The 21,025-nt window shown below is 47.7% G+C and carries 18 protein-coding genes; 3 read left to right on the top strand and 15 right to left on the bottom strand.

Annotated elements, in window-relative coordinates; all coding sequences use genetic code 11:
• Nucleotides 1-33 precede the first annotated feature (33 nt).
• The 3 genes from LL912_RS08275 to LL912_RS08265 are packed head-to-tail and all read left to right on the top strand — an operon-like array spanning nt 34 to nt 2,490.
• Nucleotides 34-180 carry a hypothetical protein gene (locus LL912_RS08275; RefSeq protein WP_235553113.1) on the top strand — a complete coding sequence of 49 codons (147 nt, stop codon included), beginning with the start codon at nt 34-36 and terminating at the stop codon, nt 178-180.
• Between the two features lie 26 nt (nt 181-206).
• On the top strand, nt 207-2,099 hold the full coding sequence (locus tag LL912_RS08270) for a hypothetical protein (protein ID WP_235553112.1): 1,893 nt from the start codon (nt 207-209) through the stop codon (nt 2,097-2,099).
• A 7-nt stretch (nt 2,100-2,106) separates the two neighbouring features.
• Nucleotides 2,107-2,490 (top strand): high-potential iron-sulfur protein, encoded by a 384-nt coding sequence (locus LL912_RS08265; RefSeq protein WP_235553111.1) that lies wholly within the window; start codon nt 2,107-2,109, stop codon nt 2,488-2,490.
• A gap of 2 nt (nt 2,491-2,492) precedes the next feature.
• On the opposite strand, the gene LL912_RS08260 is transcribed toward LL912_RS08265, so the two are convergent.
• From LL912_RS08260 to LL912_RS08190, 15 genes are all read right to left on the bottom strand, one after another.
• Nucleotides 2,493-3,842 carry an alkaline phosphatase family protein gene (locus tag LL912_RS08260; protein WP_235553110.1) on the bottom strand — a complete coding sequence of 450 codons (1,350 nt, stop codon included), beginning with the start codon at nt 3,840-3,842 and terminating at the stop codon, nt 2,493-2,495.
• Between the two features lie 2 nt (nt 3,843-3,844).
• A complete protein-coding gene (gene eboE, locus LL912_RS08255; protein WP_235553109.1) occupies nt 3,845-5,056 on the bottom strand; it encodes a metabolite traffic protein EboE in 1,212 nt (403 codons plus the stop codon).
• A 5-nt stretch (nt 5,057-5,061) separates the two neighbouring features.
• On the bottom strand, nt 5,062-6,216 hold the full coding sequence (locus LL912_RS08250; protein WP_235553108.1) for a 3-dehydroquinate synthase: 1,155 nt from the start codon (nt 6,214-6,216) through the stop codon (nt 5,062-5,064).
• Nucleotides 6,217-6,225: 9 nt separating this feature from the next.
• A complete protein-coding gene (eboC, locus tag LL912_RS08245; protein ID WP_235553107.1) occupies nt 6,226-7,113 on the bottom strand; it encodes a UbiA-like protein EboC in 888 nt (295 codons plus the stop codon).
• A 10-nt stretch (nt 7,114-7,123) separates the two neighbouring features.
• Entirely contained in the window at nt 7,124-8,104 is a 981-nt protein-coding gene (locus tag LL912_RS08240; protein WP_235553106.1) for a TatD family hydrolase, read from the bottom strand.
• A complete protein-coding gene (locus tag LL912_RS08235) occupies nt 8,088-8,633 on the bottom strand; it encodes an EboA domain-containing protein (protein WP_235553105.1) in 546 nt (181 codons plus the stop codon). Before LL912_RS08235 ends, LL912_RS08240 begins: the two co-directional genes overlap by 17 nt.
• 202 nt (nt 8,634-8,835) lie before the next feature.
• Nucleotides 8,836-9,204 (bottom strand): transmembrane 220 family protein, encoded by a 369-nt coding sequence (locus LL912_RS08230; RefSeq protein WP_235553104.1) that lies wholly within the window; start codon nt 9,202-9,204, stop codon nt 8,836-8,838.
• 251 nt (nt 9,205-9,455) lie between these two features.
• The gene (locus LL912_RS08225; RefSeq protein ID WP_235553103.1) at nt 9,456-12,509 is read right to left on the bottom strand and encodes a heparinase II/III domain-containing protein; all 3,054 of its coding nucleotides are present in this window, start codon (nt 12,507-12,509) and stop codon (nt 9,456-9,458) included.
• A gap of 149 nt (nt 12,510-12,658) precedes the next feature.
• The gene (locus LL912_RS08220) at nt 12,659-13,465 is read right to left on the bottom strand and encodes an amidohydrolase family protein (RefSeq protein ID WP_235553102.1); all 807 of its coding nucleotides are present in this window, start codon (nt 13,463-13,465) and stop codon (nt 12,659-12,661) included.
• A complete protein-coding gene (locus LL912_RS08215; RefSeq protein WP_235553101.1) occupies nt 13,455-14,399 on the bottom strand; it encodes an amidohydrolase family protein in 945 nt (314 codons plus the stop codon). Before LL912_RS08215 ends, LL912_RS08220 begins: the two co-directional genes overlap by 11 nt.
• Nucleotides 14,400-14,525: 126 nt before the next feature.
• A complete protein-coding gene (locus LL912_RS08210; RefSeq protein WP_235553100.1) occupies nt 14,526-15,311 on the bottom strand; it encodes an amidohydrolase family protein in 786 nt (261 codons plus the stop codon).
• On the bottom strand, nt 15,305-16,240 hold the full coding sequence (locus LL912_RS08205; RefSeq protein ID WP_235553099.1) for an amidohydrolase family protein: 936 nt from the start codon (nt 16,238-16,240) through the stop codon (nt 15,305-15,307). The genes LL912_RS08210 and LL912_RS08205 overlap by 7 nt, the downstream gene beginning before the upstream one ends.
• A gap of 48 nt (nt 16,241-16,288) precedes the next feature.
• Nucleotides 16,289-17,800 (bottom strand): hypothetical protein, encoded by a 1,512-nt coding sequence (locus LL912_RS08200; protein WP_235553098.1) that lies wholly within the window; start codon nt 17,798-17,800, stop codon nt 16,289-16,291.
• Between the two features lie 244 nt (nt 17,801-18,044).
• Complete coding sequence (locus tag LL912_RS08195; protein WP_235553097.1) at nt 18,045-19,922, bottom strand: carbohydrate-binding protein; 1,878 nt, start codon at nt 19,920-19,922, stop codon at nt 18,045-18,047.
• A gap of 110 nt (nt 19,923-20,032) precedes the next feature.
• Nucleotides 20,033-21,013, bottom strand: coding sequence for an amidohydrolase family protein (locus LL912_RS08190; RefSeq protein WP_235553096.1), 981 nt, complete (start codon nt 21,011-21,013; stop codon nt 20,033-20,035).
• Between the last annotated feature and the right edge of the window lie 12 nt (nt 21,014-21,025).

Raw genomic sequence — 21,025 nt, 5'->3', positions numbered from 1 at the left:
GAACCGGCAAAAAGTTCTTAGCCGTGTGGTGTGATGGCTATTGGAGTTATTTGCGTATCCGGCGTGAACCGGGGCGCGTACTCCTCCTGTATACTGCAGGGTGCTCCGGCGCTTAAAAGAACGCCGGGCTATCCGGATGACAGCGATCAGCGTAATTATGTGATGAACATGATCGGTTAGGAGCTTATGATCTTAATTTGTTAAAAATGTACCAACGGCTTCGTTTTTTTTGTTTTTTTCTTACTGCCCTTTCAGGTACTTATGCCGGCACTGCGCAGGACCTGGGAAATGGTTTTTATGATTATGGCGTGGCCTGTCCTGAAAGCAACGACCGGGGTGTGGTAGCGACCACCGGGGCCGACGGAAAAAATGTGGTATTGGCCTGGTTGTTTGATCACAGGGGCGGATATAGTTTATTGTCTGTTGATGCCGCTTCGGGCGCTACCCGCCAGTTTGATCTTCCATTTCCTCCCGGCGATGCTCCGTATGCGTCTATGTTGTCTTCCCGTAATAAGTTTTACGGCTATTTCAATCGCAATTTTGCAGAATTTGACCCGGTGAAAAATGCGTTTACTTTTTCGCAAAAGGCCTTTGATCTTACGGCTATGGCCTTTACGGAGGATGATAACGGGGTGATATGGGCGGCCACTTATCCCAATTGCGGACTGGTTTCTTATGACCCCGGCACCCGGCAGTTGGTAGATCATGGTTTTATAAACAAGGAACCCTGGATGCAATACCCGCGGGCCATTGCTGCGGATGCCGCAGGCTGGGTGTATGTAGGAGTGGGCTCTACCGAAACCCAGCTTATCGCATTTAATGCCCAAACAAAAGAAACCCGGAAACTGCTCACCGGAAAGCAACGGTTGAAAGGATGGCCTTCGTTGTACCGGGCGCAGGATGGTAACGTGTACGGATCTGCATCGATCGAAGAAGCGGGTAAATGTATCAAACTGTTTAAAGGTGCGGCAACGTTTACTACGGAAGCATTTAAAGTGGTGAATGAAAAGCCCTCCATCGCCGGCTCGCAGGTATTGTTTCATAAAAAATTCCCGGATGGATCAATGATTCAAACGATGGATTTTCGTCTTCGGGAGCTGGTGATTAAAAATCATTCAGGCGAAAAGAAAGTAAATTTTACCTATACCAGTGAGGGAAGCCTTGTGATGGCCGTAGACCTGGCTTCTACGGGAAAACTGATTGGCGGTACCACCTTTCCGATGCGGTTTTTTGAGTTTGATCCGGCTACCCGTGCGTTTAAAAATTACAATGCCTACGGGCAGTTCAATGCTTCGGTGGCATTTAAAAACCATATTTATTTTGCCGCTTATCCCTACGGGGCACTGGTACGGTACCGTGCAAACCAACCGGTAAGCAGTAATGCGGGGGCAACCAACCCGGTAGTGTTAGGCGCCGATAAACAGCATGTGCACCGGCCGCACCGCGTGCTGGTATTGGATCGGTTGGGCAAGGTTTTATTAACCGGTACACCGGAATATGGCTATACCGGTGGCGGGATGTTGATCTATAACGAAAAGGACGGGAAGATACAAACCCTGAGTGATACATTGCTGATCCCCGATCAGTCTACAATGAGCATGACGGCGTTGGATGATATCCGGGTGCTTTGCGGTACAACTACGGCACCGGGTACTGGTGGGCTGAAGAAAGCAACGGAAGCAACCCTGTATCTTTTCGATGCAAAAAAGCTGAAACCGATTTGGCAGGAAAATGTATTACCCGGCACGCAAACCTATAGTGATCTGTATAAAGCCGGTAAGTATGTTTTTGGAATTGCGGATAGTAAACTGTTTTTTGTTTTTGATCCGGTAAAGCGGAGCATTATTTATAAGGAAACCATACCGGATGAGCTGGGCCCGGTTGTAACCGTACAATCGCCGCGGGTGTTTGTAAAAAATCCTTCCACCGGTGATTGTTACCTGATTTGCAGGAAGGGTATCTTAAAAGTAAACCGGTCATCCTTTAAACTGGAAACCGTAGTAACATCCCTGGTGAAGATTGAAGCCGGCGGCGCCTGTTACAAGAATAAAATATATTTTATAAGTGACTCTCATTTGTGTAGTTATCAATTAAATTAAACGTGTTATGCAAGACCGACGTAAATTTTTGAAGGGCATATTTTTTTCGGCAACTACCGCGGCTTTCGGAACCGCATTGTTGCAGGGATGTGGCGGTAATGAACCGGCAAAAGAAAATCCTGCAGCCGAAAAGACCGATAAGCCGGCCGCCGCACCGGAAGCGCAGGGACCTGCTATTATCGACAGCTCTCAAATGACGCAGGAAGATTTTGACAAGCGGAAAAACCTGGGGTATGTAGAAAAATCGCCGATGGAGGAGAACCGGTGTGAAAATTGCGCGCTGTACCTGCAACCGGAAGGGGAGAACAAAAAATATGGTGGTTGCCAGTTGCTGCGCGGGCCCATTGCGCCTGATGGATATTGCCCCTACTGGGCAGCAAAGCAGGGATAATGTCAGGAGCAGAGGTGCTGCCAGATGATATCATAGATATCGGTAGCCCGTACCTGCTGTGTTGCAGTGCCGTTCTTGGTAATGAGTACCGGTTTGTAATCATCTTTAACAAAAGGGCTTCCGTGTGAACCTTTGACCAGTGAAGCATCCATCGGAATCACATCCATTACATAACGCATGCCCAGCTTCTTTTTAAGCAATTTATAGGCAGCCCGTAGCTTTGAAGTCATAAATAATTCCACCGGGTCATAGCCGGGTTTTTTATGTATATCTACACAGCGTGCGTAATCGGGTGCCCGTTTGTCGTCTTCCCAGAAATAATACGTGAACCAGCTATTGCTGGCAGCTATCAACACCAGGTCGCCGGAGCGTTCATGATGTATATGACCATTAACCTGACCTGCCTTATCCAATACACCGGCGATTCCGTCGGTGTTTTCAAATAAGCTTTTAATTTCGGGGATCTGCTGCTTATCCGCAATGTAAATATGAGCGATCTGATGATCTGCCACTGCAAAAGCTTTCGAAGCGCCTGCGTCCAGCAGTTCCAGTCCGCGCTCTTCCCTTACAGCAATATAGCCTTTACTACGGAGGATCCGGTTTATATGAACCGGTTTGAAAACAGGAGTAATGCCGTATTCGGAAAGTAAGATGATTCGCGCCTGTTGTTCCTGATAGTACTGTATTAACTGCCTGACTACAAGATCCACTTCCTGGCAGTCGTTTTTTATCAGTGCTTCATCGTTCCCGAATTTTTGCAAGCAATAATCCAGGTGCGGCAGATAAACAAGCGTGAGCGTAGGGTTGTATAACCGGTCTGTTCTTATAGATGCATCGGCGATCCATTGAGAAGATTTGATATGGGCACCCGGGCCCCAAAACTGAAAAAGCGGAAATTTCCCCAGTTCCTGTTGCAGGTGGTCTCGGAGGGATGCAGGATGGGTATAGCAATCCGGTATCTTCCTTCCATCTGCAAGATAGTTGGGACGTGGGGTGGCGCTGTAATCAACCGATGAATACATATTGTACCACCAGAACATATTGCTGGAGGTAAAGGATGGATCGGCCTCTTTTGCTGCCTCCCATATTTTTTTGGATTGCACCAGGTGGTTCGACTGTTTCCAGAATTTTACTTCACTATCGGTACGATCATACCATCCATTGCCGACAATGCCGGTTTCCGATGGCCATTTCCCGGTGAGGTAGGTGGATTGTACCGCTGTTGTTACCGCCGGCAACATGGGTTCAATAACCTTCAGGTGGTGCTGCGCGGCATAGTTGTTAACAAAGGGCATTAAGTGGAGAACCGATTTTGATAGCCCTACGATATTGATGACAACCGTTTTTTGCATGACTATTTGTTCAGTTGTTTAAGCACCCATTTCATTTCCCTGGTAATGGAACCCGCAATGTCTCTTTTTAAAGAGTTGGGTAAAACCTCCCAGGTATAGGTTTCAATTTCCAGGTGTTGGGTGAGGGGCGTTTGTTTATGAATGTTTAAAACCGTTACGATATCTTCCTGGGTAGTGGATAAGGGCGGAATTCTTTTTGTAAAAATGGGCACATGGTAGTGGATCCGCCATTCTTTGGCGGGCGCGGCTTCAACGCTTTTCAGTGCTTCCGGCAGGTCGGGATATACCGAAAGTTCCTGCTGATCGTTGCGGCTGATCACCTGGTGCAGATAAGTGGGTTCCAGGAACTGATTGATGGCTTCCAGGAGGGTGTCGTTCTGTTTCTTGTTTTTGGTGAAGCCAGCCTTTAAAGCGGCGCTGATCTGTATTTTGCCGATTTTGATCCCCGATCTTTGCAGCTGTATGATTTGGTCTGCATGCGCTTCATAGTTAACAGCTGCATGACAGATATCGTAACACAACCGGACATGCTTTTTTAAAAGCGTTGCTGCCTTCGAAAGCGGGATATCCAGTTTTTGACTGAGCCGCTTTGCTCCTGTTTTCAGTAACGCATTTTTATACCAATGGATGAACGTTGCGGTGTCTGTTAAAATACCGTCTGGCTCGGGTTCAATTGCGATGAAAATGATTTTCCCGGATTGTTGATGCAGTGTTATTAAATGTTCAACAACAGCAACCAGGTTGTATGTGGATGTTTGGATGGCCCGGTTTGTTGCGGCTTCATTTTTATACCAGTGGCGGTAGCTTAATGGTGAGGTGGAGATACTGCCTTCCATTTTGTCCGGTAATAAGACAGCCAATATGTCTGCGAGTTGTTTCGTGTATACGACACGTTTTGCCGTAGTCCAGTCTGGTGTATGCACCTGGTCTTTTACAACGGTTTTATGGAAGCCTCCATAAGGGAATCCGTTAATGGTAAACACATAAGCGTTTTGTTCCTTTAACCAGTTTTGAAACAGCAGGAGTTCATTTTTCTTTGAAAGGACCCGGGCAGCAATGGCCGACAGCCTTAAACCGATGCCCATTGCGGAACGGGGGCTGCATTTTTTTTTAATTTCCGGAAGGTATTTCCGGAGTTGATCAAAATGTGCTGCCCAGGATTCCCCGGAGTGAATATTGCTGCAATAGGTAAGATGCCCGTAGTTGGTGATCATGATATTTATACCAGGGATGTGGATTGAGAAATGGCGATTAATCTTTTGGCGGCTTGCTGCATTACCTGTTCATCGATAAACGTAACATTGCGGGCATGGCCAATGCTGGTTAACAGGGGTATGGTTAATACGCCGCCCAGGTGGGCGCTGAATTCATGCAGCCCGCGCAGCAATTCCTCCGTGCGCTCCAGCAGCGGGTGTGCAATGGGCAGGTTAAGATGCCATAACAGCTCAAGTATCCGGTCCAGCGCATCGGCACCCAGGTATCCCATCAGGTTGGCATAGGTGCAATCCAGCGCAATACCGATGGCAACGGCTTCCCCATGTAGTAATTTATAATCCGACATGCGCTCCAGCTTATGTGCGCTCCAATGCCCGAAATCCAGTGGTCTTGACGAACCTGCTTCAAAGGGGTCTCCATTTGCAATATGCTGCAGGTGCAGTCTGGCGCATTCAATAATGGTTTCCTGCATCGCCGCTTCATCTCTTTCGGCTACGGCAGGAGCGAGTTGCTCTATCCGTTCAAAGAACCGGGCATCCTTGATTAAGGCCACTTTTATGGCTTCGGAAATCCCGGAGATCCAGGTCCTTTGGGATAGTGTTTTTAGAAAAGCACTATCGTTGATCACTGCAACAGGGGTTGCGAAGGTTCCTAAAAAGTTTTTCTTATCAAATGCATTGATGCCGTTTTTTACACCGATGGCGGCATCATTTTGAGCCAGTGTGGTAGTGGGGATGCGGATCAGCTTAATGCCCCGGTGGGCAACGGTTGCGGCAAAACCGGTAACGTCACAAACGGCGCCGCCTCCGATGGCGATGACAAACGAGTGGCGGTCGATATTGAATTGGTTGATCGCACGGAGGATGGCCTGGTAGGCATGGTCGTTCTCCTTGGCTTTTTCACCACCGGGTATGGTTAAAAAATAGGTGTTCAGTTTGCCCGGGCTCCGTTGATCCAGGTAGTTCGTTATTGCCTGCTGCAGTTGCGGGTGCCGCATGCCTACATTGCTGTCGATGACAAATAACAGGGAAGGGGAAAACCCGCTGTTGGAATGGGTTAACAGGATGTCGCTGAATGTGGTATTGTGTATACTAAAAACATCTGCAATGAAATGCACATTGTAATGATAGTTGATAGTAAATCGTTGTTCAATAATCATATCTGAAAGTTATGTGACTGCAAAATATTTTCCTAATAAGATCGAAAGCGGTAACAGGCAAAGGATGATGCCACAAATAACAAACTGGTGATGAACAGCGGCCCAGGTAGCATCTAAGAGAATAATGCTCAATACCCCGGCCTTTACGGCGCGTACGATGTTTTTAGCCTGGGGGTTTTGCCAGGCCTTAAATAAAGGCCGCATAATACTAATGAAAAAGGGCAGCAGCAGTAAAAGCCCTGTATATGCTTTTGTATAACAGCCAACAATGCCCAGAATGATAAAAACGAGCAGGTACAGGATAAAAGTTATTGCCAGGTTGCGCCTTTTGCCGCCATGCACTTCGTCACGGCTGATGGTGGTTACTGCGAAAATATAAACCAGCGGTACAATGCCCAAATACAGCTCCTGTGTTACGAGCGGAGGCATCAGCGAAATGCCTAGTAATAAATTAAGTCCCCTGCAAAGACCCATCGTTAAAGGTCCGGCAATGGGATGCTGCTTGCTTTTGGAATCGTACAGGAATGCGGACAAAGCAATGGCGCCAGCTATTAAAAGGGCGGTGCCATTGACCAGGGCGCTGCTGGTTAGTGCAATGATGAATAGAGCTGTTCCAAATATTGTTGCAGATTTTTTTGAAATCCGGCCACTTGGAATCATCCGTTCGGGGCGTTCAATACGATCGGTGCCGGCATCAAAAATGTCGTTAAATACAATTCCTCCGGCATAGAGGGCTGCCGTTGCAATCAACAGCAGGGCAATATGAGGATAAACATTTTCCGTATCCGCTATATTGCTATAAAACAGTGCAATGCTGCTGCCGGCCAGTACATCTGCCATGGCGGTAATTACGTTGGCCGGCCGGCACAGTGTGATATAATAAAATAGCCTGTTCACATTCCGGTTGTTATTGGATGATGATGGAACCTTTGTCGATGCGGGGCTGTTGACCTCCGCGTAAAATGGAATTGTTCTCAAACTTCTCTGATTGATTAACGGCAACCCCATGAATAAAGTCATTGGGGTCTATCTGCCCGCTTTGGCCAAATGCCGCAATCGCGTTGCTATAGGTGACAGCTTTTATAGTGGCCGCATCAATGCCTCTTTTCTTCATAAGCATCGCGGTTTTGGGAACGGCCAGCGGATCACTGATGCCCCAGTCGGCAGCAGAATTGATCATGATGCGTTCGGAGCCATATTGCTTGATGATTTCTACCATCCGCTCATTGCCCATTTTTGTAAACGGATAGATGGTAAAGGCGGCCCAGAATCCGCGGTTGAGCACTTCTTCCACGGTTTCCTCATTGTTGTGATCAATAATAACCATGGAGGGGTCCAGCTGGTGCTCCAGTGCAATGTCCATACTGCGTTGTGTGCCTTTCTTCTTGTCGCGATGCGGCGTATGTACCTGTACCGGCAGCGCCGCTTCTTTGGCCAGCTCCAATTGTAACCGGTAATATTTTTCTTCTAGCGTTGTCTGGTCGTCAAAGCCTATTTCGCCGATGCCCACCACGCCTTCTTTGTAAATAAATGTTGGTAATAATGCCATTACCGCTTCTGCCAGCGCTTCATTATTGGCCTCCCTGGAATTGAGGCCGATTGTGCAATAGTGCTTAATGCCGAACTGGCCGGAACGGAAGCGCTCCCAACCCAGCAGCGAGCTGTAATAATCGTTAAACGTGCCTACATGGGTGCGTGGCTGTCCCAGCCAGAAAGAAGGCTCAATCAACGCCACGATCCCGTTATCTGCCATCGCCTGGTAATCGTCCGTAGTGCGAGAGGTCATATGCACATGCGGGTCAAAAAAGCACAGGCCGTTTATCAGCTCCATGTCTACGGCATCCGGAAGCTCCGCCCGTTTTTCAATGTCGTTATTTCCGCAACACATATTCGTTTGTTTGTAAGAATTTTAATTTTAAAGTTTCTGTTTCCTCTGGGAAAAAAGGCGCAGTCAAGTCCCATATCCCCGCATCGATATCTCTTCCCGCGGCCAGCCGTTCTTCCGCATAATCTAATAAAGAAGCAGCTAAAGCCGGATTCTTTCTTTTTTTGAGGCCGTATATAAGTGACAGGTTTTTGCCTGTAAAAATGGCTTTCAATATCATTTGATTCCAGGCTGCTTCCGGCAAATGTTCGGCCGGATAATTATTTTCCTGCATGATGGCCTCCAGCACGGGTCCCATATTGCTCCGGATGCCTTCAGCACAACGCACAGACCATGCTTCCGGATACGCGTAGAAAGGTAATGATTTGTACAAAATGGAGAGCTCACCCAGGTCTGCCTGAAGAAAGAGGGACTCAACCAGGCGGATGTAGTCCTGCCTGCTGCTTGCTTCCAGTTGCAATAGCTGGTATAACCGGGCCATATCCAGCACCGTCCAGTTCGACCAGTTGGTTTGAGGGAAGTTTCCGCTCATATAAATGAATTGATCCGGACTGCTATCTGGTTTTTGTTTGCCGAACTTCCTGCCGGACAAAGCAAAGTTCCTGTTTGCATTTTGCGAAGTAATGCTTTGGGTGAGCAGCCAGCTGAAACTCTCTGCGGTACTGTTTTTTTGTAGAAACTCAGACAGCATTGTTCGTAGTAAAGCAATATTAAAAGCAAACATGACGGTCAGGTTAAGCGGTTACAAAATAGTTAATGAGCACTACTGCCACAACAATTAACAAACCAAAGAATTCTCTTGCCTTTTCAATATAGGGTTTATTGGCTTTCATTGACTCCACCAGGCTGGGTGCATTGTATTTTTGGATCCAGTCTTTTACACCGTCTTTAGCAAAAAAAATACTGATGGCGTAACCGAAGCACAGAAGCGCCACTGCCAGGTATGCCGTTGGGAAATATTTATGAAACACTGCCAGTCCGCAAAGTGCCGCAGGGATGCCATAAATACTTACCCATAACCAGGCATCATTATCATTTAAATTTACCCAGGCAAACCCGATAAAGGCAATGCAAAAAATAATATTAAAAATCAGTAAAAACATCGTTGTAGAATTACGTATACAAGATAAGATTTGATGGCCCAGTTTCCAAAAGAACTTGGGTTTATTTTAACATATAAACGGCTATTTTTATGCATATGTTTTCAGTATAAGACGATGCTGTTGCTCCCGTTGTGCTGACATATTTAAGTATGTTTTATGTGTTGACCCGGAAGCATGCTTTTGCGGCCGGTAACGCACCCGTTCTTTGCCCGATCGATGCAAACAAACTGCGTATGCCAAACAGGCAGGTGTCATTTTTTGATATTCCATGAAGCATGGGTGGCAATCTTAAATGCAGCGCCTTCTTCAAAGTCATAGCTATAGTTTTGTTCCTGTTCTTTTGCCGTTTTGTTTTTCGCGGTACTCCCTTTTTTTATGTTACTTACAAACGTACCGGGACCAAAAAAGATCCGTGTGAATGTTCCTTCTTTTTTGATGTCCCGGATCCGGTAACAGGCATCCCGTTCTCCTTTGGTTTCAATCATGATTTGCTCACCAATCAGGCTTTTATTGACCGGCTGTTTGGTATCCACGGTGATCCATGCTTCGCCACCAAGCCCTCGGTACATTTTTACAACATGACCTTCGATGGTACCGGCGGATGTAAGGCTTGCTTTTTTGTAGGTAAGCGCGGTGCCGTTTATCAGGATGGCCTTTGTAACACGATTGCTTTTTTCTTGTATATAGCCGATAGTGCCGGTTACGGCAATACCGTTGGCCAGTTGTATGCCGTTTTGTGCAGCGGGATTGTATACCAGGTAATCGACGGTGCCGTCTGCTTTTTCTACCCGGATGCTGATGCTTTCTTCCTTGCCGTTATCCATCCGCCGTACCGACTTGATAAAAGGATGATTGCGGTAAGGTTCAAGAATAGTAACAAAGTTGCTGGTCAGGTCGCTGCCTGCGCGATGCATGAGCAGGTAGCGAAGTGTTTTGGGATTGCCCGGTTTGTTTTGAGGCGGATCGCCATCGGCCAATGATACATCATCGGAAGATGTCGTGGCATGCATCCGGATATGGATATGGTCGTTTTCCGTTAGTCCCCGGTATCCTGGCTGCGCCTTCCAGTCTGCGATGAAACTGGCCGGTGGGCTTGTGTCTTTTTCCACGTTATAAAGGAATGAATACCCATAGGGAAAGCCTGCGGCCTTTGTACCTTTGGAAATATGGGTGCCTGCGTACGTGCCCTTTTCCTGTACCTGTAATTGCAGTCCTTCTGTACGAACTGCGCCCGGAGGACCATGAAAGCTGAAAACATGGTCATTACCGCCCCTGACTCTGAAGATGTCAACCACGTAGGCATTGCTGTCTGCTGCATTGTTGCTGCTGCCACCTACGAGGAGCAAGGTACGGCTGTATGTTTTCAGATCCGGGTAAGCCGCTTTTCCGTCCAGTTCAAACGCGCCAAAGCCGTTCAATTGTTTAAAGAGACGGGTGTGTCCGCTCCAGGCGGAGCCCTGCGGCCGCTTATTGGCGAACACCAGGTTGTGTGAAATGGTGCTCCGGGTCCATTCGGTAACACTGGGTATATTGGTGGCAAATTCCGGGTATCCCAGGTCCGGCGTTAGCCAATGTCCAAAGGCAAACAGATCGAAATTAAGCATATCGTTATGCGCATGATGTATCGTGCGCCCGTAGTTACTGGCTAATGCGATGCCCGATGCTCCACGTCCGGATTCCAGTATCGACAGTCCGAACCCACTCATAAGGTAGCCTCCTATGGGTCGGGTGCCGGCCGCTTCTCCTATTTTTTTTATTTCCAGGTTGACGGCTTCGGGGTTTTCGGCAAATATGTCCAGTCCGAGCCCTTTTGCCGAGTAGCCGTTGGCACGATAGGCGGCAACGGCAATTTCCGGATCCCGGGTATACAGGTACCCCAATGCCATAAATTTTGGATCGGCATTGGGTATACCTACCAGCCCCGTTGAGCCGGCATCCCCGATATTGGGAATGGCTTTGCCGAGTACTGCCATGCGATAGGCTACGGTATAAACGTTTTTGAATTGTGGGAAATCCCTGAAAATATTATGATTCGTGTACGATGGGTAGGAACGGAGCAGCGCGGCCAGAGGCGAAATATGCAGGCCCCAGATTACGGCGTATCCAGGGGCGCCTTCGTCGGAAGTGCCATCTCTGTCGAAGCGGTTGATCATTAATTCGGGAATGGCGCCGCCATCGGGGGCAAACAACCAATCCAGCCACTGTGTGGTAAAGGGGGCAGTATTCAGGGCAAGCGCGCATAGGGCTACCGTGTGCTGATACATGCCCTGGTTTCCGCGGATCCGCTGATCGAGCACTGCCTGGAAGGTCGTTTTCAGGATGCCCTCATCCACATTGGTAACAAACAGTTCCCGTGTGCCCTTGGAGTTGGGGAGCCGGTATCGCTGGCCCTGCTGTTTTAGAAATGCATACAATGCCGGATCATTTTGGGTGCCGCTCAGGATCTTATCATAGGCATCTGCCATTCCCTGCACGATTCCGGTTTCCCATATGGATCCTTCTATTTTTCCACGACCGGTCGAACCATCCGAATGATACCAGCCCCGGCGGGCATAGGGGCTCCAATCCATCGACGGATATACGTCTGCGATCCGGTCTAACAAAATAGCTGCTTTATGGGCATAGCGCTGATCTCCTGTATAAAGGAAGGCATTGGCAAGGGCTGTGAGCCCTTCCTGAATATAGCGCCAGTATTTCCAGCTGTAATACCCGATATATTTATAAGCCCGGCCATTATGAACATAGCCAAAACCGTTATCCACGCCAAATTTGTGCAGCGGGTCTTTGGGATCGGGATGATCGGTGTTAAAGAGTAAACTGGTGTCTCCTTTGGCCGGGTTGAACAGCCCTTGCTCATCCAGCGCGCTTTGATAATATTTTCCGAAATCATTGGTGGGAAAAACCGAACCGCATGCGGGGCAGGTCAATTTCCAGGGCTTTTTTTCAAAATCAGGATTGTAGGGGTAATTCCCGTATTGAAGGATTTTGTCGCCGCAAACAATACAACCTACAAATTTAGGACCGGATGCAAATTTATCATAACCTACGTCGATGGTCCTGGGCAGATCCTGGCCCGGAACCATTGCCCATAGCGTTTCATCGGTTTTGGCCAGCCAGGGCCTGGCTTTTTCAACGGCCGCCGTTAATTGTTGCCTTGCCCAATCATATTTACGGCAATTGTTCCTGAGATTATTGATGCGTGCCGCCGAATACTGCCCCCCAAAGATGCGGGTGGCAGATGACTGCTGGGCCAGGGAGGGGAGTAATGCCAGCAGGACCAATTGTAGCAGAAGTAGTTTTTTCACTATATAAACTTTAGAGTGAGTGAAATATTATTTATAATGCTGAGTGATCCGGGAAGTGCTTTTGTATTTGCCTGCGTTTTAGCTGATAATTGCCACTGCGGTGAATCCAGCGCCTCAGGGAACGGGAAAGAGCCTATGAACCTGATTTCTTACAGCCCTAAAAATTTTTTTGCGTTTCCCGATCGTAATAATTCTTTTACGGTAACATCGGCTTCCTGCGCTCTTAATGCCTCTATCCGCAACATTCCGGTGAGGTAATCGAGGATGGGGGAGTGGGTTCCAAAAGCAAATCGCTCCGTACCCTGTGTTTTCAGAAGATTTCCCAGGTCGTTGATGGTTCTTCCGGAGGTATCCATCAACACCTGTGCCTTCTTAAATAAAGCAGCATCTGCTGCATCAAGCTGCATGCTATTGGTTACATTCAGGATCATATATTTTGCATCCGGAACCGCCTTGATGATCGGGAAAATGTTTTTTAAAGACCATTCCGGCTTGGGCGTGTACGCTACATAGTCGATATCCATCCAGGAGCGCTGCCGGCTGTCTACCATTTTATAATTAAAGGCTACCGGCAGGTTCATGTCCCGGGTTCTTTTTACCAGTTCAATGAGCGCGGGATCGGTAATTTCGTAATCATGGTATTTGGGGTAGACGCGCACCCCTTTCATCCCGAATTTTTTTACACTTTCCTCCAGGTCATATTGCCAGCCGGCATAGGTGGGATTGATAACAGCGAACGGAATAAAGCGTTTCCGGTGTGTTCCCAGCGCTTTCAATTCATCGTACAATTCCCGGTTGGCGGATTGGGTGTTTTTATAAAAAATACCATTCAGGTTACTGATTACGGATGTTTGCACGCCATACTTGTTCATTCGCTCCAAAAGCGCCGCACAGTTGTTGTACTTCAGCTGCATGAAGGGCCAGTGTCCTACGTATGCATTAATATCAATCAACACCTCTGCCTCCTTTTTTTAAGAGATTATTATAATTATCAAAAAATATCTTTTGCTTTTGCCGGTCGGTTAAGTTTGCAGACAGGATCCTGCCCACTCCCTGGTAGTAAGAATTGTCGGAAGCAAAAAATAAGCGGTCTTCGCCAAGATGTTCTACGGCAAAGTCGATCATGTTTTCGGCGTTGTTACTTCCGGAAGTGTCTACATAAATATTAGGACATTCCCGGAACAGTTTACATTCATACTCCCAGTCGCCCCCCATTCCAATATGTGCATACTGGAATATGCCTTCCGGATAGCGCCGGGCGATGTCCACAAAGTCTTCGGGTATGGAGGTATTGGGTTGTTTATATCCGTTATATTTCATCCGGTATCCGCCTACGCCCAACTGGCATTCGCCATGCGAATGGATAATCATCTTCAGATCGATCAGTTTTTCAATGATGGGGTAATACTTCGGATCATTGATTTTTACCTGGTAGTACAATTCTCCCGGTCCGATCATCCCGGCATCGGTACAGCGTTTGATTTCCTCCAGCGATTCTTTTTGATAAACAGGGTTTAATACAAAGCCGCCCAGCAACTGATCCGGATACTTCTTAATTGCCTTGATGGTAAGATCATTGAATTTCCGGAATTCTTCGGGAGTGCCGGGCATTACATCCAGGTATCGCGAAATGACCTGCTTTTCGATTCCCAACCGTCTTCCGTAATCGAGCTGTGTTTCGGGGCTGTCGTCCGTCCAGTAAATATGCGCATGTACATCAATTTTCCGGTACTTCATAACTTCTTTCATCAGGTCATAGCGTTGTGGCGCAGCGGAAAGCACCTCCGTTTGATGTGATGGTACGGAGTCCGATTTCCCGGCTAGCGGCCGGCTCACCAGCATACCTGCTATGCCAGCGGCCCCCCGGGTAACAAAATTTCTTCGGTTCATGTTCAGGAATTATTATGTTGACTTATTATTGTGTTGGTGCGCTGCCTGCGGCTTTCGAAGTTGATTACATATTTTAGAATGGATCGTTTACAAATATCGGGTTGATTCCGGCTGCCGGTCTCCCGTTCAGATGCCCAGCATCCTTTTCAGGTTTCCCGATCTTAATTGTTCTTTTGTTTTTTCGTCTGTCTCCGTTGCTCGTGACGATTCGATGCGGAGTAAACCGGAGAAATAATCAAGGATAGGGGAGTGGGTGCCGAAACAGAAGCTGCCCGTTCCAAATGATTTGAACAGGTCGCTCCAGTTGGTGATATTCCTGCCGGACGAATCGATCAGGAGATCCGCCTTTTTGAAAAGGTCCATTTCTTCCGGATTCAATGCTAAGCTGTTGGCTGCGTTCACTACCAGGTATTTTGCATCCGGAACGGCTTTTACAATGGGTACGATATTTTTTAACGTCCATTCTTTTTCAAGATCCATCCAAGAGCTGGTTCTGCTGTCGACCATTCTCAGACAAAATGCAACCGGCAGACCCTTATCGCGGCATCTTTTTACCAGCTCAACGCAGGCAGGGGCGGCTATTTCATAGCCATGATACTGGGGATAAAGCCGTATGCCTTTCATTCCCATCCGGGTGATGCACTGTTCAAGATCGTCGCGCCAGCCGCCGTATGCCGGGTTGATGACGGCGAAAGGAATGAACCGGTCCTGGTATATTTTTTTACTGCGGATGGCTTCCTGCAATTCGTCGTTGGCGTGCTGTGTGTTCTTATAAAAAATGCCATTCAGATTACTGATCACCGATATGTCCGTGCCAAATTCCTTCATCCTGCCCAGGAGGGTTTCCGGCGTGTTGTATTCTAGTTTGAGGAACGGCCAGTGGCCGATATATGCATTGCTGTCTATTAACATTGGATACCTGCTTTTTTTAACCGGTTGGCCATATTTTCAAAAAAAATCTTTCTTCGTTGTGTATCGGTAAGCCGGGCTGAAAAGATCTGGCCTACGCCCTGATAGAAGCTGTAATCGCACCCAAATACCAGCCGGTCTTCTCCAACGCATTTCAGCGCGAAATCAATCATGCCGGCAGCATTGTTGCTCCCGGATACTTCGATAAAAACGTTGGGCACATCTTTCAGTACCTTACAGGCATATTCCCAATCGATGCCACCTCCGATATGCGCAAACTGGAACAGGGCTTCCGGGTATCTTTTGGCAATATTTGCAAAATCCTCCGGCAGGGATATGTTCTTTGGCTCAGTTGGATAAAGCGTTACGCGGGAATGACCTACCGGGGAGTGCATCATGATGTTCCAGTTAAGATCAATGCATTTCTCAATAATCGGGTAATAAAGCGGGTCGTCAATTTTTACCTGGTTGTAAAGTTCTCCCAGTCCTGTCATGCCGGCATCCCGGCAGCGGTCGATCTCTTCCAGTGATTCCTTTTGGAAAGCAGGGTTCAGGGCTACCGTACCGATAAACCTGCCGGGATATTCCTTCATACACTTGATGATAAAATTATTTTTAGATCGGAAGTCGTCTGGCGTTCCTTCGCTAAAGGGCCTTATAAAATTCGAGATCATTAGTTTTTCAATACCCAGGCGGTCTGCAAAATCCAGGTTAATCGCCGTCTTGTACTGGCCTTCATCAGCGTGGGCATGCGCATCAATCTTCCGGTACTTCAGCACCTCCGGCATGAAGTTCTTTTTTTCCGAAAACTCCCCGGCACTGAAAAAGGGCCCTTCCTTGTGGTTGAATCCTGTTAGCAGGCTGCCCAGCAGCAGCCCAGCACCTGAGGTGGCCGTTCCGGTTACAAATTTTCTACGATTTATTTTCAACATATATCAACAGATAAGCGATTTGATTGTATTTATAATTTCCGGTTAAGCTTAATATTCCTGTTTATCTGCACTCTTCAAAGGAAGTTCCACCAGGTCCGATAAAAAGGCGAAATGGTTGGTGGATCTTTTGATAATATCGGAACGGTTGCCAGAGAGTTGCGGGTAATACTGCGCCATGAACGATTTTGCCCCTGTGTCATCCGATTGTGATAATTGGAAAATAGTCCTGAAAATAGTATGCAGAGTCGGTTGGATAGCCCCCCAAACGGCATAACCACCGTCCGGTATGGACGAGCTCAGGCCATAGGGCGGGTAGCCTGCAAATTGTCTTCCGGTTTGGCTGGCGTAAGCTACGCGGTACCAACCATTGTCTCCGCTCCACAAATTGGAAAATAACGGGTAACGGGTATTGCCGTTCCATAGTTTTTCAACGATCTGGTTAGCATAGGCCTTACAAAGCACGACCGGGTCAAAAGCTGCACCCCAGACCCTTTTAATATTTTCCCGGTTCCTTATGAACGTTTCAAAGGCTGGCACCAGTCTTCTGGAATGACTGATATCCCATCCGGCATCCTGTACAAGATAAGAACTGTTCCATTGAACCAGTGATCTCATTTTCCATTCCCCGTTGCCCTCCTTTTCCCAGCTAACAGGACTCTGGGTGCCTGTATAGCCGGCATACCGGTTATCAAAATGATATTTCCAAAATCCTTTGTCTATCTCTGCTCTTATGCCATTTGGCGATTGCGTAAGAAAACTCCGGGCTACGAACAGGTCGAATATTTTTTTTATGTTGCCTTTTTTATTGAGCAATGCTTCAAAAGCATTCTTTCCATCTGCTGATGCAGCCTGAACTCCTGACTGCTGTAGTTCCGACAGATCAGAAAGTACCGTCAGGTACCAGAGATCCCGATCGGTAAAATAATAACCTGAATTTTTGTCTTTTACATCGGCAACGGTTGCCTGGAGTCTTTTTTGAACGGACGAAAAATAATCAACGGTCAACCAGCGATCCAGTTGAACAGCCATGGTGTTGAAAGTGTTTTTTACAAAGGTCCTCAGTGCCACTGTTTGCTGATCAGGAGGAATATTTTCGGATATACTGGTGGCCAATGCGCCTAGCAGGCCCAGGAACTGCACACTGCAAAGCGGCACCTCTTTACCCAAAAGGCCGTAGGCGGTACATATATTTCCGCCAGAACAAATCCAGCCGGTACTGTTATTGCTGCCTGGTATCGGTTTTAATACAGAGAAGACCGGACTTAACAGATCTGCAAGCTCTGCAATCTGCCGGAGATCCTTACACCTCCGCGTCATCTCTGTGAAAGCCTGCAATCCTCCTATTTGCACATCGTATAAAACATAAACATCCTCCTGTTCAAATAACCTCTTTTGAAGCTCCGCAGCATAATGATCACGGAAATAGTGATTCCATGCATGTATCACCTGGTCATGAACGGCACCGTTTTTTGAAAAGTCAGTTTTCTCCTGTGATAAAACGGGCCCAGTGAGTGTAAATAAAAGCATGAAAGCTACAGGAAAGCGTACCAGTTTGTTCATTTTTGTATGTTTACTCCTGAAGATCTGTTTCTAGGATCAGGTTCGTTTGTGTTGTGATGGGAATACAATCTGGTGATCGTATAAAAGGGCTGAGCGGTTTTTTGCGCCAGCCTTCGCTGCCTGCTTGCATGCATTTGCTCTCGTACCCAGCCCGGATCTCTCTGTTGTGCCAAAAGGACCGGGCTGCTCATCAGTAAGAGAAATACTATATACAATACAATTTTTTTTCATGCCATATACGCTGTTATTTTACGGGTACCAATCTAAGTGCTCTTACATCAAACATGGAGCCTTTTTCGTTTGAAGCGCCTGACTGTAATACAATGCTGGTGATTCCCTTTAGGAATTGCAGGGACCCGATCTTTTTGGTGCGATAAGTAAACCAGGAACCTGTTTTATCTACCTTGCTTTTGATACGTTTTGCACCCGCGGTAACTTCAAATGTTTTTCCTGCATTAGCGTCAGAAACAGACCACTCAAGATATACATCGTATCTTCCTGTTTTTGCGATGTTGACATTCCAGATGGCTTTGTCTTTTGCATCAAACCAGCCAAAGGCCTTCCACTCGGGCATGTATTTGATGCGGCTGCCTTCGGTTCCGGCCAGCCACGATGACAGGTTGTAGGAACCGTCTTCTTCTTTCTGAACAGGCTGGAGCTTATTGGTGGCGGGCCGTTGATCTTTAAATGCTGCGGGCATTAATCCACCTACTGCGTTTACGATTATATCTTCCACTTCAGGTACAAAAGGGGATGGCTTATTGTACCAGTACATACTGCTTTCGGGTTCATAACCACCCTCGCCGATAACGCGGCGCGATGCAATATAGGAAGGCACGTCATTGGCGTATGCGTTTACCCAAAGCCGTTCGGCACCGTAGGCTTCTTTCAGACGTATTGAATAATCGACCACCACTTCGCCGGCCAGGTTTACCATGGCCATTTTGTTATCGAAGTTCCAAACCTGGAAGGAATAATCTACGGCAGCAGGGATCGTTTCTCCTCTTTCCAGCCGTTCAAGTGCGAGCCGCGCATAGTATCCTTTTATGGATGCGTCTTTGGTCCATTCAACGAGTTCGGCTGCTGACGGCACTTTTGAGAAGGGCAGCTTGATCCACTGCATTGTACCGGAAGGTGCGGTGTGCAGCGGTTGCAGCTGTGCCGTCAGCAGCTTGTCGATATTGTCGGCAATCTCTTTACCATGCCGCTGCATATTTTCAAGAGTGCCGCGTGGCTCGGGGTTGGCATCCCCGGCGCAGCCCAATGCGATGAGGGCCGTGGTGCCGGGATGCCGCTGTTCAATAAGCCGGTGCGCCTCTGCGATCCAGTCGCCGTGGATCTTATGCGCATCTCCTCCCAGCGTGGTACCATGACAGGCATAGTTCATAAAAACGGCTTTCAGTGCGCCATTGGGATCCGTTATTTTCAGGATAGGGAGCGCCAGGTCTACGGGGCCGTCCTTGGTACGCCGATTCTTTGCAAACTGCGCCTGTCCCTGGCCCCATGAAATAAGGGAGGGCTTGCGGTTGTTTAAGGCGGCCACGGCGAGGTCTTTCAGCTTTTGTGTAAGCTGCTCGGTATATTGCGTAATCTCTATGAGTTGTTTCAGCGCTAAAAGGGAATCTGTAAAACGGCCATCCCTGTATTGCAGGATATTGATCAGGTTGCCTACCTCGGGCCCGCCATGCGTATGGGAGGCGAAAATGGCTACCTGTGAAGGATTGATCCCTTTTTCTTTTGCGAGAAAATCGGTTACATTTTTCGTAATGCGCCAGGGGATCCCTACCAGGTCTACGGTGAGCAGCAGGGTTGGGTGTTGTGCATCGCTGCCCAGGGCAAGTGCCTTTGCGGCGATCGGTTGCAGCACACTATCGGCATCGGTACTGAGCCGCGCTGCATAACCGGCCATACGGATGGGAAACTGGGGCGTAATATCGGTGCTGGCTACACCGGCGGCGATGGTTACCGGGGTACCTGCTTTCTGTTGGGCGTAAAGAACTGTAGCTGACAGCAAGAGGGTTGCCAATATAAATACCTTATGCAGCGCAGCAGCTTTTTGGGAAATAAAAAAAATGGTTGGTACAAACTTCATGCGCATATTGTTGAATAGATGTTGCATCATTATATAAAAACTTTTTGGTGCCGTGAAAAAAGATTTGGTATCGGCACTTCTGTGGCTCTGTTTTACGCTGGGTTGCTATAAAGCATCATGGATAGTTCCTTCAGCGCCATTTACAATTTTAACTTGAACAGCCGGTTGGCATTATCAAAAAACATTTTTCGTTCTGCATTTTTATCCGGGGCAAGCTTTCTGATCGCTTCTATGGCCTGCCAACCGGTACAGGCTTTTCCGGTTCCAACGGAATCTGAACAATCACTGCCATAGATCAGCTTATCCTGGTGGCGTTTTAAGAACGACCTTGTGAAGTCTTCATCACGTGTCATTGCGGCCAGGCCCGAGCCGGCGGAGAGGTCGCCGTAAACATTATCGTACCGGGTGAGCAACATGTCCGTCATGCCTCCTGGCGTCACTTTTCCGGTAGGGTAGAGTATGTTCTGGTTGCTGTGATTTTTATCAATATTGGCCCACCATGTTTGTGCATGCCCGATGAAATTTACTTTTTTGTACTTGCGCAGCATATTGTGCAACCGTTCAAATCCCCAGTTGTACATTTTGTACTGGAAATGGATCAGTACCGGCACATCGTAATCCTGTGCTAACTTGTAAATAGCCTGCATTTCTTTTGAATCGCAGTCAATATTAAACTTCAGCTCACCGATCACGCAGGCGCCCAGTTTTAAATATTTTTCAATTTCTTTTACAGCGTCCGGTACATCGGGTACTTCGTTGGCACCGAAGAAATAAATTCCCTTGTATTGTTGCGCCAGCTGATAGCAGGCTTCATTGGGTGTGGCCTTTGCCTGCAACCCGTTTGAAACGCCATAATGAGTAGAGCCCATGCTCACCGGATGACCGGAGGGAAGAAGAACGGTATAGTCGACCCCCATTGTCTTCTGATGGGCTAATAATGCCTCATTGCTCCGGTCTGAATAATCCGTATGCTGATGAATGTCTATGATTTTTTCCCGGGCGGGGGCTTTCAACGACTGCTGCCATACATCTCCTTTTACAGAAGCCATCGTAAAAAGACCGGCGCCCAGGACGGATGATCGCCTGATAAAATCTCTCCGGGTTGATTTCTCTTTTGCCATAAGTAATTACAA

This window comes from Niabella agricola, from assembly GCF_021538615.1.
Taxonomy (GTDB): Bacteria; Bacteroidota; Bacteroidia; order Chitinophagales; family Chitinophagaceae; genus Niabella; species Niabella agricola.
This window is presented reverse-complemented; position numbering and strand designations above follow the sequence as displayed.